12 protein-coding genes are annotated in these 19,506 nt (G+C 70.2%); 8 read left to right on the top strand and 4 right to left on the bottom strand.

Features of this window, described 5'->3' with window-relative positions; translation table 11 throughout:
- The first annotated feature begins 13 nt into the window (after positions 1–13).
- From UIS43_RS02485 to UIS43_RS02470, 4 genes are all read left to right on the top strand, one after another.
- Complete coding sequence (locus tag UIS43_RS02485; protein ID WP_019607590.1) at positions 14–397, top strand: nuclear transport factor 2 family protein; 384 nt, start codon at positions 14–16, stop codon at positions 395–397.
- A gap of 154 nt (positions 398–551) precedes the next feature.
- Positions 552–1,556, top strand: coding sequence for an ATP-binding cassette domain-containing protein (locus tag UIS43_RS02480; RefSeq protein WP_255418200.1), 1,005 nt, complete (start codon positions 552–554; stop codon positions 1,554–1,556).
- Positions 1,553–2,347: an ABC transporter permease gene (locus UIS43_RS02475; RefSeq protein WP_358171234.1), complete on the top strand. Its 795-nt coding sequence runs from the start codon at positions 1,553–1,555 to the stop codon at positions 2,345–2,347. The genes UIS43_RS02480 and UIS43_RS02475 overlap by 4 nt, the downstream gene beginning before the upstream one ends.
- Positions 2,344–3,102, top strand: a complete 759-nt coding sequence (locus tag UIS43_RS02470) for an ABC transporter permease (RefSeq protein ID WP_370012314.1) — start codon at positions 2,344–2,346, stop codon at positions 3,100–3,102. The genes UIS43_RS02475 and UIS43_RS02470 overlap by 4 nt, the downstream gene beginning before the upstream one ends.
- A gap of 30 nt (positions 3,103–3,132) precedes the next feature.
- Here the strand turns inward: UIS43_RS02470 and UIS43_RS02465 are convergent, their stop codons facing one another.
- Positions 3,133–3,813 (bottom strand): methyltransferase domain-containing protein, encoded by a 681-nt coding sequence (locus tag UIS43_RS02465; protein ID WP_117197800.1) that lies wholly within the window; start codon positions 3,811–3,813, stop codon positions 3,133–3,135.
- A gap of 136 nt (positions 3,814–3,949) precedes the next feature.
- On the opposite strand from UIS43_RS02465, the gene UIS43_RS02460 reads away from it, so the two are divergent.
- Genes UIS43_RS02460 through UIS43_RS02450 form a run of 3 tightly spaced genes read left to right on the top strand, consistent with a single transcriptional unit; the run spans position 3,950 to position 7,390 of the window.
- Positions 3,950–4,597, top strand: a complete 648-nt coding sequence (locus UIS43_RS02460; RefSeq protein ID WP_013152787.1) for a pyridoxal 5'-phosphate synthase — start codon at positions 3,950–3,952, stop codon at positions 4,595–4,597.
- 46 nt (positions 4,598–4,643) lie between these two features.
- Complete coding sequence (locus UIS43_RS02455; protein WP_370012311.1) at positions 4,644–6,260, top strand: (2,3-dihydroxybenzoyl)adenylate synthase; 1,617 nt, start codon at positions 4,644–4,646, stop codon at positions 6,258–6,260.
- The gene (locus UIS43_RS02450; RefSeq protein WP_370012309.1) at positions 6,257–7,390 is read left to right on the top strand and encodes a 3-deoxy-7-phosphoheptulonate synthase; all 1,134 of its coding nucleotides are present in this window, start codon (positions 6,257–6,259) and stop codon (positions 7,388–7,390) included. Before UIS43_RS02455 ends, UIS43_RS02450 begins: the two co-directional genes overlap by 4 nt.
- A 60-nt stretch (positions 7,391–7,450) precedes the next feature.
- Here UIS43_RS02450 and UIS43_RS02445 read toward each other — a convergent pair whose 3' ends face one another.
- Positions 7,451–7,954, bottom strand: a complete 504-nt coding sequence (locus tag UIS43_RS02445; RefSeq protein WP_071621956.1) for a DUF4188 domain-containing protein — start codon at positions 7,952–7,954, stop codon at positions 7,451–7,453.
- A 75-nt stretch (positions 7,955–8,029) separates the two neighbouring features.
- Between UIS43_RS02445 and UIS43_RS02440 the strand changes: the two genes are divergently transcribed.
- Positions 8,030–8,656, top strand: coding sequence for a MerR family transcriptional regulator (locus UIS43_RS02440; RefSeq protein WP_370012308.1), 627 nt, complete (start codon positions 8,030–8,032; stop codon positions 8,654–8,656).
- Positions 8,657–8,822: 166 nt separating this feature from the next.
- Here the strand turns inward: UIS43_RS02440 and UIS43_RS02435 are convergent, their stop codons facing one another.
- Together UIS43_RS02435 and UIS43_RS02430 are read right to left on the bottom strand one after the other, a co-directional pair.
- A complete protein-coding gene (locus UIS43_RS02435; protein WP_232051653.1) occupies positions 8,823–9,644 on the bottom strand; it encodes a methyltransferase domain-containing protein in 822 nt (273 codons plus the stop codon).
- 114 nt (positions 9,645–9,758) lie between these two features.
- Positions 9,759–19,457, bottom strand: coding sequence for an amino acid adenylation domain-containing protein (locus tag UIS43_RS02430; protein ID WP_370012306.1), 9,699 nt, complete (start codon positions 19,455–19,457; stop codon positions 9,759–9,761).
- Positions 19,458–19,506 lie beyond the last annotated feature (49 nt).

The raw sequence follows: 19,506 nt of genomic DNA, 5'->3' as shown, positions 1-19,506 counted from the left end.
GAAAGAGAGAACGATGTCCGACAACACCGCCGACGCCCTGCTCAAGGAACTGTTCGATCTGGAGCACCGCGGATGGGAGGCGATCTCCAGCGCGAACGCGGACTTCTACCGGGAAATGGTCACCGATGACACCGTCGTCGTCGAACACGACGGCGTCGGAACCGGACAGGACCTCGTGGAGGAGATCGAGGCCAATGACAGCCCGTTCGTCGGATTCACCCTGGAAAATCCGAAACTGGTGCGCATCACCGACGACAGCGCGGTCCTGACCTACCGGGCCACCGCGGAGGTCACCGGCCGCGACATGGTCTACCGCCTGTACATGACCAGCGTCTACGCCCGCAGGGACGGGGCCTGGCGGCTGCTGTTCCACCAGCAGACGCCCGTCTCGTCCTGATCGGCGCCGCCCGCGGCGGGTCGCCGTCCCGACGGCGATCCGCCTTTCGCGACCCTTTCTTCGCGAGGCTTCGGCTGTGGCATCATGGCAGCCCCCGCCGCGGGGGAAAAGGGCGTGACGGGTTCACCAGGGAACACAAGGAGGCGACCACCGAGTGGGTGTTCAGGGAATACGGGTCGAGGAAATCGGAAAGACGTTCGGAAAGGTGACCGCACTCGACGGGGTCACCTTCGACGTGCCCCCCGGAACGGTGACCGCGCTCCTCGGACCCAACGGCGCCGGAAAGACCACGCTCGTCCACTGCCTCTCCACGCTGCTCGTCCCGGACCGCGGGACGGCGGTCGTCGACGGACACGACGTGCGCACCGACCCCGCCGGGGTGCGCTCCTCCCTCGCCCTCACCGGCCAGTTCGCCGCGGTCGACGAGGTCCTGACCGGCCGGGCCAACCTGATGCTCTTCGCCCGGCTGCTGCGGCTGCCCCGGGCCAGGGCCAGGGCCAGGGTCGGGGAGCTGCTCGACCGGTTCGGCCTGTCCGACGCCGCGGACGCCTCCGTGGGCTCCTACTCGGGCGGGATGCGGCGGCGTCTGGACCTGGCCGCCAGCCTCATCGTGGAACGTCCGGTCCTGGTCCTGGACGAGCCGACCACCGGCCTCGACCCCCGCACGCGCGGCGACCTGTGGAACGCGGTGCGCGAGCGCCGCGACGCGGGCACCACCGTCCTGCTCACCACCCAGTACCTGGAGGAGGCGGACCGGCTCGCCGACCGCGTCGTGGTCGTGGACCGGGGAGGACTCGTCGCCGAGGGCTCCCCGGAGCAGCTCAAGGCGCGGGTCGGCGGATCGGTGTGCGAGGTGCGGGTCCCCCCGGAGGACCGCGGGCGCGCCCGGGAGCTGCTGCGCTCGGAGGCGGCCGGGGTCCAGGAGGAGGACGGCGCGCTGGTCGTCCCGGCGCCGGACGCGGGCACGGTGGCCCGCCTGGCCCGCGCCCTGGACGGGGCGGGGATCGAACCCGAGGTGCTCAGCCTGCGCAGACCCACCCTGGACGAGGTCTTCCTCCACCTGACCGGAAACCCGTCCGAGGGCGCGCAGGCGTCCACCGGCGGCCCGGCCCGGGACGCGGAGGCGCCCGCCGGCGGAACCGGGGAGGGATCGCGGTGAGCGCTCCACCGACCGCGGCCGCGACGGAGCGGGGACTGGGCAACCTCCTGGCCCAGGGGGCGGCCACGGCCGGGCGCAACATCCGCGCCCGGGCCGACGCGGGCGCCCTGGTGACCCTGGGGGTGTTCCCGGCCGTCTTCGTCTTCGGCTTCCTGCTGCTCTTCGGCAGGCTGCTCGGCCAGCAGGGCGTCGACTACGCCCAGTTCCTGCCGCCCGCGATCATCGTGCAGTGGATGTTCTCGGTGGCCAACAGCGCGGCGCCGATGCTCGCCGCCGACCGGCGCGACGGCCTCATCGCCCGTTACCGCTCCATGCCGGTCAACCGGGGCGCCCTGCTGGTCGGACGCTTCCTGGCGGACACCGTCTGGGCCCTGGCCTCCGTGGCGGTCATCCTGCTGTGCGGGTTCGTCGCCGGTTTCCGGTTCGGGGGCGGAGTGCCCGCCGCGCTCGGCTTCGTCGCGCTCGCGGTGCTGTTCGGGCTGGTGCTGACCGCGGGGACCAGCGCCGTCGGGCTGGCCTCACGCGACCCCGAGTCGGTGTCGGCCGTCCTCAACCTCGTCTACCTGCCCCTGCTGATGCTGTCCACGGCGTTCGTACCGGCCGAGGCCTTCCCCGGCTGGCTCGAACCGGTCATCGCCGCCTCGCCGGTCTCGGTGGTCATCGACGCGCTGCGCGCGCTCGCCACCGGCGAGGGCGTGGCCGGGGCCGTGGCGCCCGCCCTGGTGTGGACGGCCGCGCTGGGCGCCGTCTTCTCGTGGGCGGCCGTCCGCTCCTTCCGGAAGGCGGTGTGACCGTGCTCTACGACAGCGCCCTGCTCGCGGGCCGGGGACTGCGCAGGTTCCTGCGCAGCCCGCAACTGCTCGGGGACGCCTTCGGGTTCCCCCTCATCCTGCTCGTCACCCTCCTGGTGATCTTCGGCGAGGTCGTCTCGGGTGCCACGGGCGAGTCCTACATCGCGCGGCTGGCTCCGGCCATCGTGCTGTTCGGCACGGCCTACGCCTGTGTCGGCACCGGGGTCGGGTACCACGCCGACGTGCGCACCGGGTTCCTCGACCGGCTGTACACCATGCCGCTGTCGCGTCCGGCGCTGCTGGCCGGTCGGCTTCTGGGCGACCTGGCACGGCTGCTGACCGTGGCGGTGGTGACGGTGGCCGCGGCGTACCTGTTCGGGTTCCGCTTCACCGCCGGGTTCTGGGCCGCGCTCGCCTTCTTCGGCGTGGTCATGGCCTTCGCCTGGATGTTCCTGTGGCTGGCGCTGGTGGTGGCGCTGCGCGCCCGGAGCGAGCAGGCGGTGTCGGGCGCGCTCACCTCGCCCATCACCCTGCTGCTCCTGCTGTCGTCGGGGCTGGTCCCGCTGAAGGCGTTCCCGCCGGCAGCCCAGCCGGTCATCCGGCTCAACCCGATGTCGAGCACCCACGAGGTCCTGATGGGGCTGTCGGCGGGCGGGCCGGTGGCCGCCCCCCTGGCGGTCAGCGCCCTGTGGTTCGCCGCGGCCACGGCCCTGCTGGTGCCTCTGGCCCTGCGGTCCCTGCGGCGCCGGGCCTGAGCGGCCCGGGCCCACACGTGAGGAGGAGGATCAGAGCCGGACCAGTTCGCGCAGCTCGAAGAGGACCGACCCCTCGGGGTAACGGCCCAGGTGCCGCCGCAGCGGGACCGTGCGCCAGCCGCAGTCGGCGGCCACCGACTCCAGCAGGTCGGCGTCACCGAGGTCGGTGAACCCCAGCAGGAGGCGGCCCGAGGGGGCCAGCACCCTCTCCGCGTTCTGCATGAAAGCGCGGTGCGAGGCGTATTCGGGATCGAACAGGGAACGGTCGAAACCGTTTTTCACACCACCCTCCGGGGCGGCGCTGAGGAAATTGGAGTTCCAGAAGACGACATCGTGGAGAACGCCCTCGGGAACGGCTTCGAACATGTCGCCGCAGTAGACGTTTACCCTGCTTTCCACGCCGTGTTCGCGTGCGTTCATCCGGGTGTTCTCCGCGGCCTCCGGGCTGATGTCCGTGGCCGTGACGGTGGCGCATCCGCTGAGCGCGGCCAGCACCGAGAGGTAGCCCGTACCGCATCCGACCTCGCAGAACGCCCCGTTGACCGGGAAGGGGACCCAGGCGGAGTACAGCGCGGCGGAGGTGGTCAGGTGGGGCGCGTAGACCCCCGGGAGCGCGTGCCAGCGGCGCCCGAGCAGTTCGAATTCGACGGGTTCCTCAATGGCCGCGTGCCTCTCCCTGAGCAGGTCCACCGTTCTTCCGGGGCCGCGCATGGCGCTCCTCCTTTTCCGTCGGACACTTCCGGCGCGCACCATAATATGCTTTACTGTGGAACAAGTCCATATATAAGCGACATGTAGGAACGGGCCGCCTCGAAAAACCCGTTCGGCGCCCCCCGGAAAGGAAGCCATGACGGACACGGCCATCGCCCAGCGGCGCGCTGCTCTGCGGCGGACCGGTCTGGACGCCGACGCGCTGCCCGACTCGCCCCTGGACCTGTTCTCCGCCTGGCACGACGACTGGCGCGCCACGGACCCCCACGACCCGGCGGCGGCGGTCCTGGCCACCACCGACGACCGGCACCGGCCCTCCGCCCGCTGGATCGACCTCGCCCACGTGGACCACGGTTTCGTCCTCTTCACCGCCTACACCAGCCGCAAGAGCACGGACCTGGCCGTCCACCCCCGCGCGGAACTGTGCTTCGGCTGGCTGGAGCTGGCCAGGCAGGTGCGCGTCGGCGGAGTGGTGGAGCGCCTGTCCCCCCTGGACTCCGACGACCGGTTCGCCTCCCTGCCCCGACCGGTGCAGGTGCTCGCCTGGTCCACCGACCAGCGCAGCCCCCTGGCCGGACGCGGGTCCGTCCACGAGCGCCTGACCGAGGTGGCCGGGCGCTTCGAGGGCCAGGAGGTCCCGCGCCCCGAATTCTGGGGCGGACTGCGCCTGGTCCCCGACAGCGTCGAGTTCTGGCAGGGCCGCAGCGACGAGGTCCACGACCGCGTGCTCTACCGGCGTCCGGGGGCCGGGGCCCCCTGGACCACCGAGTGGATGTCCCCCTGACGACCCGGCGGGGCCGGACGCACCGGCCCCGAGGAAGGAGACGGCCGTGCTCGAGGGATGCGTCCCCTGGCCGGAGGAGTTCGCCCGACGGTACCGGCGGGAGGGGTACTGGCTCGGCCGGTCCCTGGCCGAACTCTTCGACACCTGGTGCTCCGCGCACCCGGAGCGCACCGCGCTGGTCTGCGGCTCCCGGCGCTGGACCTACCGGGAACTGCACGAGCGGGTCGCCCGCACGGCCGGGGGCCTGCGGCAGCGCGGGCTGGGCGGCGGCGACCGGGTCCTGGTGCAGCTGCCCAACACCGCCGAGTTCGTGACCGCCCTGTGCGCGCTGCTGAGGATCGGCGCCATCCCCGTCCTGGCGCTCACCTCCCACCGCCGCGCCGAGCTGCTGGAGCTGTGCCGGGTCTCGGAGGCGGTCGCCCACCTCGTCCCGGACCGGCACCGCGGCCACGACCACCGGGAGGAGGCCGCGCGGGTACGGGCGGACGCCGGGGGCGGCCTGGACGTCATCGTCGACGGGGACCCGGGCGCCTTCACCCGCCTGGCCGACGTGACCGGCCCGCCGGCTCCGGCGGCCGCGACCGACCCGGGGGAGGTCGCCCTCTTCCTGCTCTCGGGCGGCACCACCGGCCGGTCCAAGCTCATCCCGCGGACCCACGACGACTACGCCTACAACGTCCGCATCACCTCCGACAACGCCGGACTCACCCCCGACGACGTCTACCTGTGCGTCCTGCCCGCCTCGCACAACTACGCCCTCGGCTGCCCCGGGGTGCTCGGCGCCCTCTCCCGCGGCGCCACGGTCGTGCTCAGCGACAGCGCGGACGCCGAGGACGCCTTCGCCCTGGTCGAGGAGGAGGGCGTGACCGTCACCGCCCTGGTGCCCTCCCTGGCCGCGCTGTGGACGGAGGCCGCGGACCTCACCCACCACGACCTCTCCACCCTGCGGCTGGTCCAGGTCGGCGGCAGCAGGGCCTCGGCCGACGACGTCGCCGAGACCGAACTCGCCCTGGGGTGCCGCGTCCAGCAGTCCTTCGGCATGGGCGAGGGCATCCTCAGCCAGTCCGGTCCCGACGACTCCTTCGGCATGCGCACCACCACGCAGGGCCGCCCCCTGTCACCGGCCGACGAGGTGCGCGTGGTGGACGAGGACGACCGCCCCCTGCCCGCGTGCACCACCGGACGCCTCCAGGTCCGCGGCCCCTACACGATCCGGGGCTACTACCGGGCCGAGGAGGCCAACGCCGCCGCCTTCACCCCGGACGGCTTCCTGCGCACCGGAGACCTGGCCCGCCTGACCAGCTACGGCCACCTGGTCGTGGAGGGCAGGACCAAGGACGTCATCAACCGGGCGGGCGACAAGATCGCCGCGGCCGAGGTCGAGGACGCCCTCACGGCCCTTCCGTCCGTCCGCTCCTGCGCGGTCGTGTCCGTGCCCGACCCCCTCCTGGGCGAGGCCTCCTGCGCCTTCCTCGTCTGCTCGGGGCCGCCGCCCTCCTCCGAGGAGGTCTCCCGGCACCTGCGCTCGCTGGGGCTGGCCGCCTTCAAGGTCCCCGACCGGATCGAGAACGTGGCGGAGCTCCCGCTGACCAGGGTCGGCAAGGTGGACAAGGAATGGCTGCGCCGCGGCCTGGAGGAAGCCGCGGACCGGGGGACCCGGTGAGCGCCGGGGTGGCGGACCCGGCCTTCCCCGCCGGAACCGACCCCGGCCTCCTGGACCGTGTGCGCCGCTCCCTCGCGCTGGCCCCCGCCCTGGTCACCGGGGAGGAGGTCCGCGACCTCGGGGAACGCTACGCCCGCGCCGCACGCGGCGACGCGGTCGTCCTCCAGGCCGGGGAGTGCGCCGAGCGCTTCGCCGAGGCCACGCCGCCGCGCACGGCGGAGCGGTTGGCCCAGCTGCGTGACCTCGCCTCTCTCCTGGGCCGCCGCGGCGGCACCGAGGTCGTCACCGTCGGACGCATCGCGGGCCAGTACGCCAAACCCCGCTCCTCCCCCTGGGAGGAGACGGCGGACGGCACCGTGCTGCCCAGCTACCGGGGCGACGCCGTCAACGACGACGCCCCCGACCCGCGGGCCCGCGCCGCCGACCCGCTCCGGATGCTGCGCGCCCTCCACCACTCCCGGCAGGTGCTGGAGGCGGTGCGCGCGGCCGGGGAGCCACGGGTGTTCACCTCGCACGAGGCCCTGCTCCTGGACTACGAGGAACCCCTGGTCCGCGGACGCCACTCCTGCTCCGCGCACACCCTCTGGATCGGCGACCGCACCCGCGACCCGGCCGGTCCGCACGTGGCCTTCGCCGCACGCCTGGCCAACCCCGTCGGGGTCAAGCTCGGCCCCGGCGCCACCCCCGAGGACGCGGTCCGGCTCAGCCGCGCGCTCAACCCCGAGGGCGTCCCCGGCCACCTCGCCTTCATCGTGCGCCTGGGCGCGTCGCGGGTGCGTCGGCACCTGCCGGACCTGGTGTCCGAGACGCTGCGGCGGGGCGCGCCCGTCCTGTGGCTGTGCGACCCGCTGCACGCCAACACCCAGCGCTGGGCGGACGGCCGCAAGCTGCGCCTGGTCGAGAGCGTCCTGTCGGAGATCGAGGACTTCGTCCGCGTGCTGCGCTCGCACCGGGTCCCCCCGGCGGGGCTGCACCTGGAGATCACCCCCGACGACGTGCTGGAGTGCGCGGAGCTGTCCGACCTGCGCGCGCGGGGGCCCCGGCGGTACCGCTCGGCGTGCGACCCCCGGCTCAACCCCCGCCAGGCCCTGCGGGCGGTAGCCGGGTTCGGGGACCTGCTGCGAGGCTAGGGCGGCGGGCGTTCGTGACCGGGAGACCGACGAATCCGGACCGGCTCGGGCGGTCGGGCGTCATTTCACCGGCTTCTCCGCCGGCACGGTGGCCCCGTCCGCCAGGCGCGCTCGGGCCCGGTGGTGCCGCTTCTCCACGGGCCGGATCCCGGTGGCCCCCGGCAGCCCCATGGGAGGGGTCCCGACGTACATGCTCTCGGCCCGCTCGACGACGAAGGTCTCGTGCCAGATCCCGATCGCGTCGGGGTTCTTCCTCACCATGGCGTTGAACTCCGTCCACGCCGGCCGGTGGCTCAACGACCGGTCGGAGGCGTAGTCGTAGAGCTTGTCGACCGAGGACCAGTACTGCACGATGTACGGCCCGCGGTGGTTGAACAGCATGTCGTAGCCGAGCATGCCGGAGTCCGGGTCCTCGGAGAGCTCGCGCAGCATCCGCCGCATGGCGGACTCGACGGTGAACCAGAGGTCCGGCCGCCACCAGTGGTTGAACGTCGCACCGATGTGGAACACCACCAGCTCCCCCGCGTACTGGTGCGTGACCCGTCCCGGGACAACCTTGGCCATTGACGCTCCCCCTGCTAGATAGTGGCACTATCGAATACTAGATAGCACTACTCTCCAAAGCAAGGGGGTGCCACGATGCTCATGGCGGAACTGTCGGCGAAGTCCGGTGTGCCCGTGACGACGATCAAGTACTACCTGCGAGAGGGCCTGCTACCGGAGGGAGTGCGAACGTCGGCGACCCGGGCGACCTACGGGGACATCCACCTCCACCGCCTCAGGGTCGTTCGCGCGCTGATCGACGCCGGAGTGAGCGTGGCCGGAGCACGGAAGGTCATCGCCACCCTGGACGACCCGCCGGAGAACGTGTCCGATCTGATCGGTGCCGCACACGCCGCGGTCCTACCCCGGAGCGAGGGCGGGATCGACCTCGCCGACGCCGAGCGGCTGGCCGAACGGCTCGGATGGCAGCCGGGGATGTGTGAGCGTGAGTGCCTGGAGGACGTCGCGAGGTCCCTCGACACCCTGCGCCGGGCCGGGTTCGAGATCTCCCCGAACGTCATGACCGCGTACGTCAGGGCCGTGGAGACCATCGCGGCAGCCGAGGTCTCCGACATTCCGGTCGACGACCCCGAAGATGCGGTTCGGTACGTGGTGCTGGGCACGGCGCTGGCCGAACCCCTCCTTCTCGCCCTGCGCCGCATGGCCGAACAGATCACCGCGGTCCGGCGTTTCCCCCCGAAAGACCAGCACGGCAACGGCTGACGCGGGCAGGAAACCGGACGGATCAGCGAACGGCCGCTCCACACACCGTTTTCCCACAGCGGTGTGGAATTCCGCCGACCAACGGAATCCGCGGGTCGCCCGCGGGTCGCCGGGAACGGTTCCCGACGACCCGGGCTCAGGGTGCCGTCCGACGTCGGAGCACCGTTCAGAACTTCTTCCAGACCGTCACGTGCGCGTTGAAGTAGTCGTACTCCCGGGGGTTCTGGCGCAGCACGGCGGGCTCGTCCCCCTCGTGCACCAGGGAGAATCCGGCCTTCAGCCTCTCCTTGAGGTGGTCCTCGCTGGACATCGAGCCGTCGGGGGACCCGAACCACTTCTCCGGCTTGCTGAACTCCGGATACCAGGACCAGGGGCAGGCGACCGCGAGCAGGCCGCCGCTGTTCAACGGGCCGCCCTCGGTGAGGAACTGGTCCAGGCAGCCGCCGGGGTCCGGCACCCGGTCCAGGACGTTGGACAGGACCACCACGTCAAAGGAGCCCAGGCCGTCCAGGTCGCAGGCGTCGCCGACCTGGAAACCCACCTCGCAGCGCTCCGATTCGTCCCGGACCCGGAAGGTGACCTCCTGGCTGAACGGGCCCTGTTGGATGACGCCGAAGGTCCCCCCGCCATGCAGGGTCAACGAGGAGGCCACATCGATCGAGCGTGCGCTCACGTCGAGTCCGAGCACCTGTTCCTCGACCCAGCCGCTCAACGCGTGGGAGACCCCTCCCACGCTGCATCCGACGTCCAGGGCTCGAAGGACCCTCGTCTCCGTCCGCGAAGCGGCGAGCTGGAGCACCCGCGACAGGCGCTGCGGATACCCGTGCGCCATGGCCAGGGGATGGTCGCGCTCCCCGAAGACGTCCTCCAGGGACCCGTAGTGCATCAGCAGGTACTTCGAGATGTCCCGAGAAGCCTCGTAGACGTCTTCGAGTGAATCGTCAAGAAGTAGCTCGTCACCCTTGACCAGGGTCGGCAGAGTTTTCAAATCCCACTCCCCATTGTCCATGGAAAATACAGTGAAATGCACAGCCGTTCACACGTGAGCAGGAGAGAAACGGCATTCCGAGAACGCTTCTCCCGGAGGAGGATCGCCCTTTCCCTATCGGCGCTTCTTCAGCAGGCTGGGTTGCTCGGGCCCGGATTCGTCCAGCAGGGGAAGCAATCCCGCCACCGTGGGAGCTTCGAAGAGTGCCCGTACTCCCGCGCGCACGCCCAGAACCGAGCGGACCCGGCCCATGAGTCGGGTCGCGGACAGTGAGTGCCCGCCCAGGGCGAAGAAGTCATCGTCGATCCCGACCCGCTCCACACCCAGCACCTGAGCGAACAACCCGCACAGGACCTCCTCACGCGGGTTGCGCGGAGCACGGCCCTGGCCCGAGGCCACTTCGGGTGCGGGCAGTGCGGTTCGGTCGACCTTGCCGTTGACGGTCAACGGCAGTGCGTCGAGTGCCATCACGGCCCAGGGCACCATGTACTCCGGCACCACCCGACCCAGATCACCACGCACCCGCTCAGGGTCCACCTCACACCCCGGTTCGGGCACCACATAAGCCACCAGACGCTTGTCGCCGTCAGTGCTCTGGTGCACCGAAACCACCGCGTCAGCCACCCCGTCCAGGGCCGTGGTGGCGGCCTCGATCTCACCGAGTTCGATGCGAAAGCCCCGCACCTTGACCTGGTCGTCGGAACGGCCCACGAACACCAGCTCGCCCCGCTGGGTCCAGCGGACCAGGTCCCCGGTGCGATACATCCGCTCACCGGGGGCGAAGGGGCAGGCCACGAACCGCGAAGCGGTCAGGGAGGGCTGGTTGACATACCCCCGGGCCAGACCCGCACCACAGATGTAGAGCTCTCCCACCACCCCGGCCGGGACCAGGGACAACCCCTCGTCCACAACGAACACCGACGTGTTGTCCAGCCCCGAACCCAACGGGACCACCTCACCCGGACGCACCCCACCCCGCCAGGGCACCTGCGTGGCGCACAACGTCACCTCGGTCGGACCATAGGTCGTCCGCACCACCATCTCCGGAAAAGCCTCCACCACCCGACCCACACCAGAGGCCGAAACCACATCACCCCCGGTAGTGACCTCCACCAACCCCGCCAAGGACTCCACCGACTCCTCAGCCACCACCCGGAACATGCCCGCGGTCAAACTCAGATGCGTCACCCCGTGCACAGGGATAAGCCGGGAGAGCGCCTCGGCGTCCACCTCACCCGCAGGAGCCACCACCACACGCCCACCCGACAACAACGCGGCCCAGATCTCGTAGGTGGACGCGTCAAAAGCATGCGGAGCATGGAACAACACCCTGCTGTCCACACCCACACCCCAACAGGTGTCCGTGGCCAGATCCACCACACCCTGATGAGTGACCGCGATCCCCTTCGGAGCCCCCGTGGTCCCCGACGTGAACATCACATACGCCAACTGGTCGGGGAAGGCATGGCCTCTGTCCCCGAGGCCGGAGTCCGCCTCCGACACCTCCGGAACAGGTGCGGTGTGATCGCAGACCACCAGTTGGGGTCCCTCGCCCTCTCCCCAGGGCCAGGCCCCATCCCGCACGAACCCGGAATCGACCACCACCACCGGCGACCCCGACCCACCCACCAACTCACGCACCCGACCCACCGGCAACCCCGAGTGCAACGGCATATACGCACCACCCGCCTTGAGCACACCCAGAAAAGCCACCAACACATCCACCGACCGGCCCATCACCACCGGCACACACACCTCACGCCCCACACCAGCCGCACGCAACACACCAGCGAAAACATCCGACCGCGCGTCCAGCTCGGCATACGTCAACCGCTGCGGGCCGGACTCGATCGCGACCGCCTGGGGGGAACGCTCTGCTTGGGAGCGGAAGGAGTCCACGATGGTGCCCGGTGTGTGCGCGGTGGTCGGGCCCGTGCCCCAGGCGCGTAGCCGGTGGTGTTCGTCTGCTCCCAGGATGTGCAGGTCGCGGACCCCCACCCCCGGATCGGCGCACACCTGCTCCACCACCCGCACCAGGCGCTCACCCAAAAGACAAGCGCTGGCCCGGTCGAACAGGTCACGGGAATAGACCACACTCACCCGCAACCCACCCGCGGCATCCACCCCGAACCCGAAGAACAGATCGAACTTGGCCGCCACCTCAGCGACCTGCACCGACACACCCTCCACCCCGGGAAGCTCCACACCCGAATACCCGCCGTCCTCCTCCCAAGCCACCGACACCTGGAACAGGGGATGGCGAGCCAGCGACCGAGACGGGCGCAGTGCTTCCACCACCCGCTCGAAGGGAACCTGGGCGTGATCGAAAGCCGCCAGATCCGCCTCCCGCACCCGCCCCAACAACTCCGTAAAAGACGGATCACCGCTCAGGTCGGTGCGCAGCACCACGGTGTTGACGAAGAACCCCACCAGGTCCTCCAACGCCGGATCCTCACGCCCCTCCACCACCGTGCCCACCACCACATCGGTGCCCGCACCCAACCGGCTCAACACCGCGGCCACCGCCGCCTGGGCGACCATGAACACCGTCGCGCCGCTGGCCCGGGCGAGTTCACGCACCCGCCCCAACGCCCCTTCCGTGGCGGGCACGCTGACCTGTCCTCCCTGGTAGGAGGAAACAGCCGGGCGGGGCCGGTCAGTGGGCAACACCAACTCCTCCGGAGCCCCGGCCAGGTGCTGACGCCAGAACCCGACCTGCTCCCGAGCCAGATCAGTGGGTTCATCGTCGCTGCCCCACAACTCGTGCTGCCACAGCGCGTAGTCCACGTACTGCACCGGCAACTCCTCCCACCGGGGAGTCTGACCGCTGCACCGGGTTTGGTAGGCCTGGCCCAGATCCCGGGAGAGCGGCCCCATCGAGGCGCCGTCCCCCGCGATGTGATGCACCACCAACACCACCACCCACTCACCGACATCGGCCACACATCCGACCCCGGCGTCCGCAGAGGATGCGGCATCCGCGAAGGCTCCGACCGGGTCGCTCCCGCGAACGGCGTCCTCCTCCCCGCACGACCCATCGGCGCCCGGAACCACGTGCACCAGATGGGCATGGACGGGAATGTCGTGTTCCAGGTCGAACAGATGAGCCGCGTGATCAGCCACCACCGCACCCACCCGACCGGGAGCGCACTCACTCACCCCCAACCCCACCCGGGCCGCGCCCGGTTCCAACACCCGCTGCACCGGCTCACCGTTCACCTCGGCGAACACCGTCCGCAACACCTCATGCCGACCCACCACGTCATTGAGCGCCGCACCCAACGCACCCACATCCACCGGCCCCCGCACACGCGTCACCACCGGAATGTTGTACGTCGCCGAAGCCCCCTCCAACCGCGACAAAAACCACAACCGACGCTGAGCAAACGACAACGGCACCACACCAGGCCGCCGCACCACACGCGACAACCCCACCACCCCACCCGAACCCCCCGACCCCTCCAACCGCGGCAACAACCCCGCCACCGTCGGAGCCTCGAAGAGTGCCCGTACTCCCGCGCGCACGCCCAGAACCGAGCGGACCCGGCCCATGAGTCGGGTCGCGGACAGCGAGTGCCCGCCCAGGGCGAAGAAGTCATCGTCGATCCCGACCCGCTCCACACCCAGCACCTGGGCGAACAGCCCGCACAGGACCTCCTCACGCGGATTGCGCGGAGCACGGCCCTGGCCCGAGGCCACTTCGGGTGCGGGCAGTGCGGTTCGGTCGACCTTGCCGTTGACCGTCAACGGCAGTGCGTCGAGTGCCATCACGGCCCAGGGCACCATGTACTCCGGCACCACCCGACCCAGATCACCACGCACCCGCTCAGGGTCCACCTCACACCCCGGTTCGGGGACCACATAGGCCACCAGACGCTTGTCGCCGTCCGCGCTCTGATGCACCGAGGCCACCGCGTCAGCCACCCCGTCCAGAGCCGTGGTGGCGGCCTCGATCTCACCGAGTTCGATACGAAAACCCCGCACCTTGACCTGGTCGTCGGAGCGGCCCACGAAGATCAGCTCGCCCCGCTGGGTCCAGCGGACCAGGTCCCCGGTGCGATACATCCGCTCGCCGGGGGCGAAGGGGCAGGCCACGAACCGTGAAGCGGTCAAGGAAGGCTGGTTGACATACCCCCGGGCCAGACCCGCACCAGAAATGTAGAGCTCACCCACCACCCCGGCCGGGACCAGGGACAACCCCTCATCCAGAACGAACAGCCGAGTACCCGCCACCGGACCACCGATAGTCACCGGCTCACCCGGCCGCAGCTCCGTACCACTCGCACAAACCGTCGTTTCTGTCGGACCGTAGGAATTGACCAGCCTGTGGTCACGTGCCCACCGCTGGACGACATGCTCGGTGACCGCTTCGCTCGCGGTCACCACCACCGCGCCCGGAGGCAGACCGTCGTCGGGGAGCGCGGCGAGCATCGAGGGGGTCACCGTCAGATGGGTGATCCGCCCGGCCTCGCCCGTCACTCCCTTGGCGTCCAGTAGGTCTTCCGGCCGACCGACCACCACACAGCCACCGGTGAGCAGCCCCATCGCGATCTCCCACACCGACCCGTCGAACCCGATCGACGCGGTCTGCATGATCCGACTCCCCGGCCCCGCCGACAGGTCGATCGAGTGGCGTTTGACCAGCCGGTCGATTCCGGTGTGGGTGACGGCCACCCCCTTGGGCACACCGGTCGATCCCGAGGTGTGGATGACATAGGCGGTGTTGGCCAACCTCAACGCAGACACACGGTCGCGGTCGCTCAAGGGCCCGCACCCATACCCGCTCAGGTCCAACTCCTGGAGGAGGACGGACTCGATCCCCTCGGGCGGCACGTGGGCGGCCCCATCGACCAGCGCCAGGCGGGCCCCGGTCCCGGACACGATGTGCCGCTGACGCGCAGGCGGATAATCCGGATCCACAGGCACATACACACCACCCGCCTTCATCACCGCGAGCAGGCTCACCACCAGCCCCACACCCCGGCCCATCGACACCACCACGGGCACTTCCGGACCCACCCCACGCGCCACCAACCACCGCGCCACACGATTGGACCGCGCGTCCAACTCCGCATACGACAACCGTTGGGACTCGCCCTCCAACGCGGGAGCGTGCGGAGTGCGGGCGACCCATTCCTCGAAGAGAGCGGGGAAGGTTCGCGGCTCGATACCCGGCGCGTTGTTGAACTCGGTGAGGATCTGGTGTTTCTCTTCAGCTCCCAGGATGTGCAGGTCGCGGACCCCCACCCCCGGATCGGCGCACACCTGCTCCACCACCCGCACCAGGCGCTCACCCAAAAGACAAGCGCTGGCCCGGTCGAACAGGTCACGGGAATAGACCACACTCACCCGCAACCCACCCGCGGCATCCACCCCGAACCCGAAGAACAGATCGAACTTGGCCGCCACCTCAGCGACCTGCACCGACACACCCTCCACCCCGGGAAGCTCCACACCCGAATACCCGCCGTCCTCCTCCCAAGCCACCGACACCTGGAACAGGGGATGGCGGGCCAACGACCGAGACGGGCGCAGTGCTTCCACCACCCGCTCGAAGGGAACCTGGGCGTGATCGAAAGCCGCCAGATCCGCCTCCCGCACCCGCCCCAACAACTCCGTAAAAGACGGATCACCGCTCAGGTCGGTGCGCAGCACCACGGTGTTGACGAAGAACCCCACCAGGTCCTCCAACGCCGGATCCTCACGCCCCTCCACCACCGTGCCCACCACCACATCGGTGCCCTCACCCAACCGGCTCAACACCGCGGCCACCGCCGCCTGGGCGACCATGAACACCGTGGCGCCGCTGGCCCGGGCGAGTTCACGCACCCGCCCCAACGCCCCTTCCGTGGCGGGAACGCTGACCTGTCCTCCCTGGTAGGAGGAAACAGCCGGGCGGGGCCGGTCAGTGGGCAACACCAACTCCTCCGGAGCCCCGGCCAGGTGCTGACGCCAGAACTCGACCTGCTCCCGGGCCAGATCAGTGGGTTCATCGTCGCTGCCCCACAACTCGTGCTGCCACAGCGCGTAGTCCACGTACTGCACCGGCAACTCCTCCCACCGGGGAGTCTGACCGCTGCACCGGGTTTGGTAGGCCTGCCCCAGATCCCGGGAGAGCGGCCCCATCGAGGCCCCGTCCCCCGCGATGTGATGCACCACCAACACCAACACCCACTCCTGAACAGGACCTGGCGCGGCCTCCTGGTCAGCACCCGCCGCAGGCTCCTGGCCCGAAACTGCCCCAGCCTCCTGAACAGCACCCGGATCGGCCTTCTGTTCAGCACCCGTTTCAGGTAGCACCCGCACCAGGTGCGCATGGACAGGAATGTCATGTTCCAGGTCGAACAGGTGAGCCGCGTGATCAGCCACCACCGCACCCACCCGATCGGGAGCGCACTCGCTGACCCCCAGCTCCACCCGCCCCCCGGTGTCAGCCTCCAGCACCCGCTGCACCGGTTCACCGTTCACCTCGGCGAACACCGTCCGCAACACCTCATGCCGACCCACCACATCATTGAGCGCCGCACCCAACGCACCCACATCCACCGGCCCCCGCACACGCGTCACCACCGGAATGTTGTACGTGGCCGAAGCACCCTCCAACCGCGACAAAAACCACAACCGACGCTGAGCAAACGACAACGGCACCACACCAGGCCGCCGCCCCACACGCGACAACCCCACCAACCCACCCGAACCCCCCGACCCCTCCAACCGCGGCAACAACCCCGCCACCGTCGGAGCCTCAAACAACACCCGTACTCCCGCGCGCACGCCCAGAACCGAGCGCACCCGCCCCATCAACCGAGTCGCCGACAGCGAATGCCCGCCCAGAGCGAAGAAGTCATCATCGATCCCGACCCGCTCCACACCCAGCACCTGGGCGAACAACCCGCACAGGACCTCCTCACGCGGATTACGCGGAGCACGACCCGTACCCGAAACCACCTCCGGGGCGGGCAGTGCGGTTCGGTCGACCTTGCCGTTCACCGTCAACGGCAACGACTCCAGCCCGACCACGGCCCAGGGCACCATGTACTCCGGCACCACCCGACCCAGATCACCACGCACCCGCTCAGGGTCCACCTCACACCCCGGTTCGGGGACCACATAGGCCACCAGGCGTTTGTCGCCGTCCGCGCTCTGGTGCACCGAGGCCACCGCGTCAGCCACCCCGTCCAGGGCCGTGGTGGCGGCCTCGATCTCACCGAGTTCGATACGAAAACCCCGCACCTTGACCTGGTCGTCGGAGCGGCCCACGAAGATCAGCTCGCCCCGACTGGTCCAGCGGACCAGGTCCCCGGTGCGATACATCCGCTCGCCGGGTGCGAAGGGGCAGGCCACGAACCGTGAAGCGGTCAAGGAAGGCTGGTTGACATACCCCCGGGCCAGACCCGCACCAGAAATGTAGAGCTCACCCACCACCCCGGCCGGAACCAGGGACAACCCCTCATCCACAACGAACACCGACGTGTTGTCCAGCCCCGACCCCAACGGGACCACCTCACCCGGACGCACCCCACCCCGCCAGGGCACCTGCGTGGCGCACAACGTCACCTCGGTCGGACCATAGGTCGTCCGCACCACCATCTCCGGAAAAGCCTCGACCACCCGACCCACACCGGAAGCCGAAACCACATCACCCCCGGTGGTGACCTCCACCAACCCCGCCAAGGACTCCACCGACTCCTCGGCCACCACCCGGAACATGCCCGCGGTCAGACTCAGATGCGTCACCCCGTGCGCCGGGATGAGCCGGGAGAGCGCCTCGGCGTCGACCTCACCCGCAGGAGCCACCACCACACGCCCACCCGACAACAACGCGGCCCAGATCTCATAGGTGGACGCGTCAAAAGCATGCGGAGCGTGGAACAACACCCTGCTGGCAGCGCCCACACCCCAACAGGTGTCCGTGGCCAGATCCACCACACCCTGATGGGTGACCGCGATCCCCTTCGGAGCCCCCGTGGTCCCCGACGTGAACATCACATACGCCAACTGACCAGGCCGCACACCACCGGCGTCCGTGCCCGTCACCGTGGGAGCCGCCAACCCCGTGTGGTCGCAGACCACCGGCTGGGGCCCTTCCCCCTCCCCCCAGGGCCAGGCCCCATCCCGCACGAACCCGGAATCGACCACCACCACCGGCGACCCCGACCCACCCACCAACTCACGCACCCGACCCACCGGCAACCCCGAGTGCAACGGCATATACGCACCACCCGCCTTGAGCACACCCAGAAAAGCCACCAACACATCCACCGACCGGCCCATCACCACCGGCACACACACCTCACGCCCCACACCAGCCGCACGCAACACACCAGCGAAAACATCCGACCGCGCGTCCAACTCCGCATACGACAACCGCTCCGAACCCGACTCGACCGCCACCGCCTGAGGGGAACGCTCCACCTGGGAGCGGAAGGAGTCCACGATGGTGCCCGGTGTGTGCGCGGTGGTCGGGCCCGTGCCCCAGGCGCGCAACCGGGCCCCCTCCCCCGGGACCAGGACCTCAAGCGCGCCGACCGCCGATCCGGGATCGGCGCACACCTGCTCCACCACCCGCAGCAAACGCTCGCCCATCAGCCGCACCGTGCCCTCGTCGAAGGAGTCGGTCCGGAAGTTCAGGTCGAACCCGAACGCGGGTTCGGTCCGGTAGGCGAGGACCAGCGGGTAGTGGGAAGCGTTCGTCACCTCCGGCCGCGTGATGCGCAACCCGTCGACCGCGTCGCCCCGGAACGCCCCCGCGTACTGTTCGGACGTCACCATCACGTTGAACAGCTCACCGGAGATCCCGGCCGCCTCCTGGGCGGCGAAGAGCCCGAGGTCCTCGTGGCCGAGCAGCCGCAGGTGCCTGCGGTGCAGCGCCCCGAGCAGCTCACCGAACGCGGTGGCGTCGGTGAGGTCCACCCGCACCGGCATCGTCGTCACGAACTGCCCCGCCATGCCCTCCACACCGTCGAAGCGGGGGTCGCGTCCATGGCTGGTGGCTCCGAAGACCACCTGCGACCTCCCCATGAGCCTGGCCAGCAGAACGGACAGCGCCGCGTGGACGAACGTACTGACCGTCACCCGGTGCTCGGCGCACAGGGACTCGACGGCGGCCGACACCTTCGCGTCGACCTCGAACCTCACCTGCCCGGAGTCGGAGGCCGCGGGCCCGTCCTCTCCCCCCGGAAGGTCCAGGTGCGTGGGTCCCTCGACCCCGCTGAGTTCCTCACGCCACAGCCGGGTGCTCTCCTCCCTCCCCTGCGCGGAGAACCACCGCGCGTAGTCGGAGAAGCGGGCCGCCGGTGACAGCGAGGGCGCGTCCGGGCCCTCCTGGTAGAGGGTGAACAGGTCGTCGAGGAGCACGTCGGTGGACCATCCGTCGACGACGATGTGGTGCTGGTTCAGGACCAGGCGCCAGGCGTCTCCCCCCGGGGTGGAGAAGAGCAGGAAGCGGACCAGCGGTGCCTGCTCCAGGTCGAACGCGACTCGGCGGTCCTTCTCGACGATCTCCCGGCACTCCCCGTCGAAGTCCTCCCCCTCCACCACGTGTTCGGCCCACGCGACCGGGGCGGTCTCCCTGACGGCCTGGACGGTCTCCCCGTCGCGCCTCTGGTGGAAGCTCGTGCGCAGGGCGGCGTGCCGGTCCACGAGCCGCTGGGCCGCGCGGCGCAGCCGCTCCGCGTCCAGGCGCCCGTCCATGTCGACGGCCACCTGCTGCGTGTACTGCGACCGGTCGGCCTCGTCGTACAGGGAGTGGAAGAGGATCCCCTGCTGCGCTGGGAGGAGCGCGACGATGTCTTCGACGGCGGGCTTGGCCATGGGTACCAACCTCAGGGTGGGGGTGGGATGGGGGGTGGGTTTCTCACCG

The sequence above is a fragment of the Nocardiopsis sp. LDBS0036 genome (assembly GCF_041228755.1).
Lineage (GTDB): Bacteria > Actinomycetota > Actinomycetes > Streptosporangiales > Streptosporangiaceae > Nocardiopsis > Nocardiopsis dassonvillei.
This window is presented reverse-complemented; position numbering and strand designations above follow the sequence as displayed.

What these genes read in the sequence shown, in the direction of transcription:
- UIS43_RS02465 (WP_117197800.1), bottom strand. Translation starts at nt 3,813, where the DNA reads ATGCGCGGCCCCGGAAGAACGGTGGACCTGCTCAGGGAGAGGCACGCG.
- UIS43_RS02440 (WP_370012308.1), top strand. Translation starts at nt 8,030, where the DNA reads ATGCTCATGGCGGAACTGTCGGCGAAGTCCGGTGTGCCCGTGACGACG.
- UIS43_RS02485 (WP_019607590.1), top strand. Translation starts at nt 14, where the DNA reads ATGTCCGACAACACCGCCGACGCCCTGCTCAAGGAACTGTTCGATCTG.
- UIS43_RS02430 (WP_370012306.1), bottom strand. Translation starts at nt 19,457, where the DNA reads ATGGCCAAGCCCGCCGTCGAAGACATCGTCGCGCTCCTCCCAGCGCAG.
- UIS43_RS02460 (WP_013152787.1), top strand. Translation starts at nt 3,950, where the DNA reads ATGACGGACACGGCCATCGCCCAGCGGCGCGCTGCTCTGCGGCGGACC.
- UIS43_RS02445 (WP_071621956.1), bottom strand. Translation starts at nt 7,954, where the DNA reads ATGGCCAAGGTTGTCCCGGGACGGGTCACGCACCAGTACGCGGGGGAG.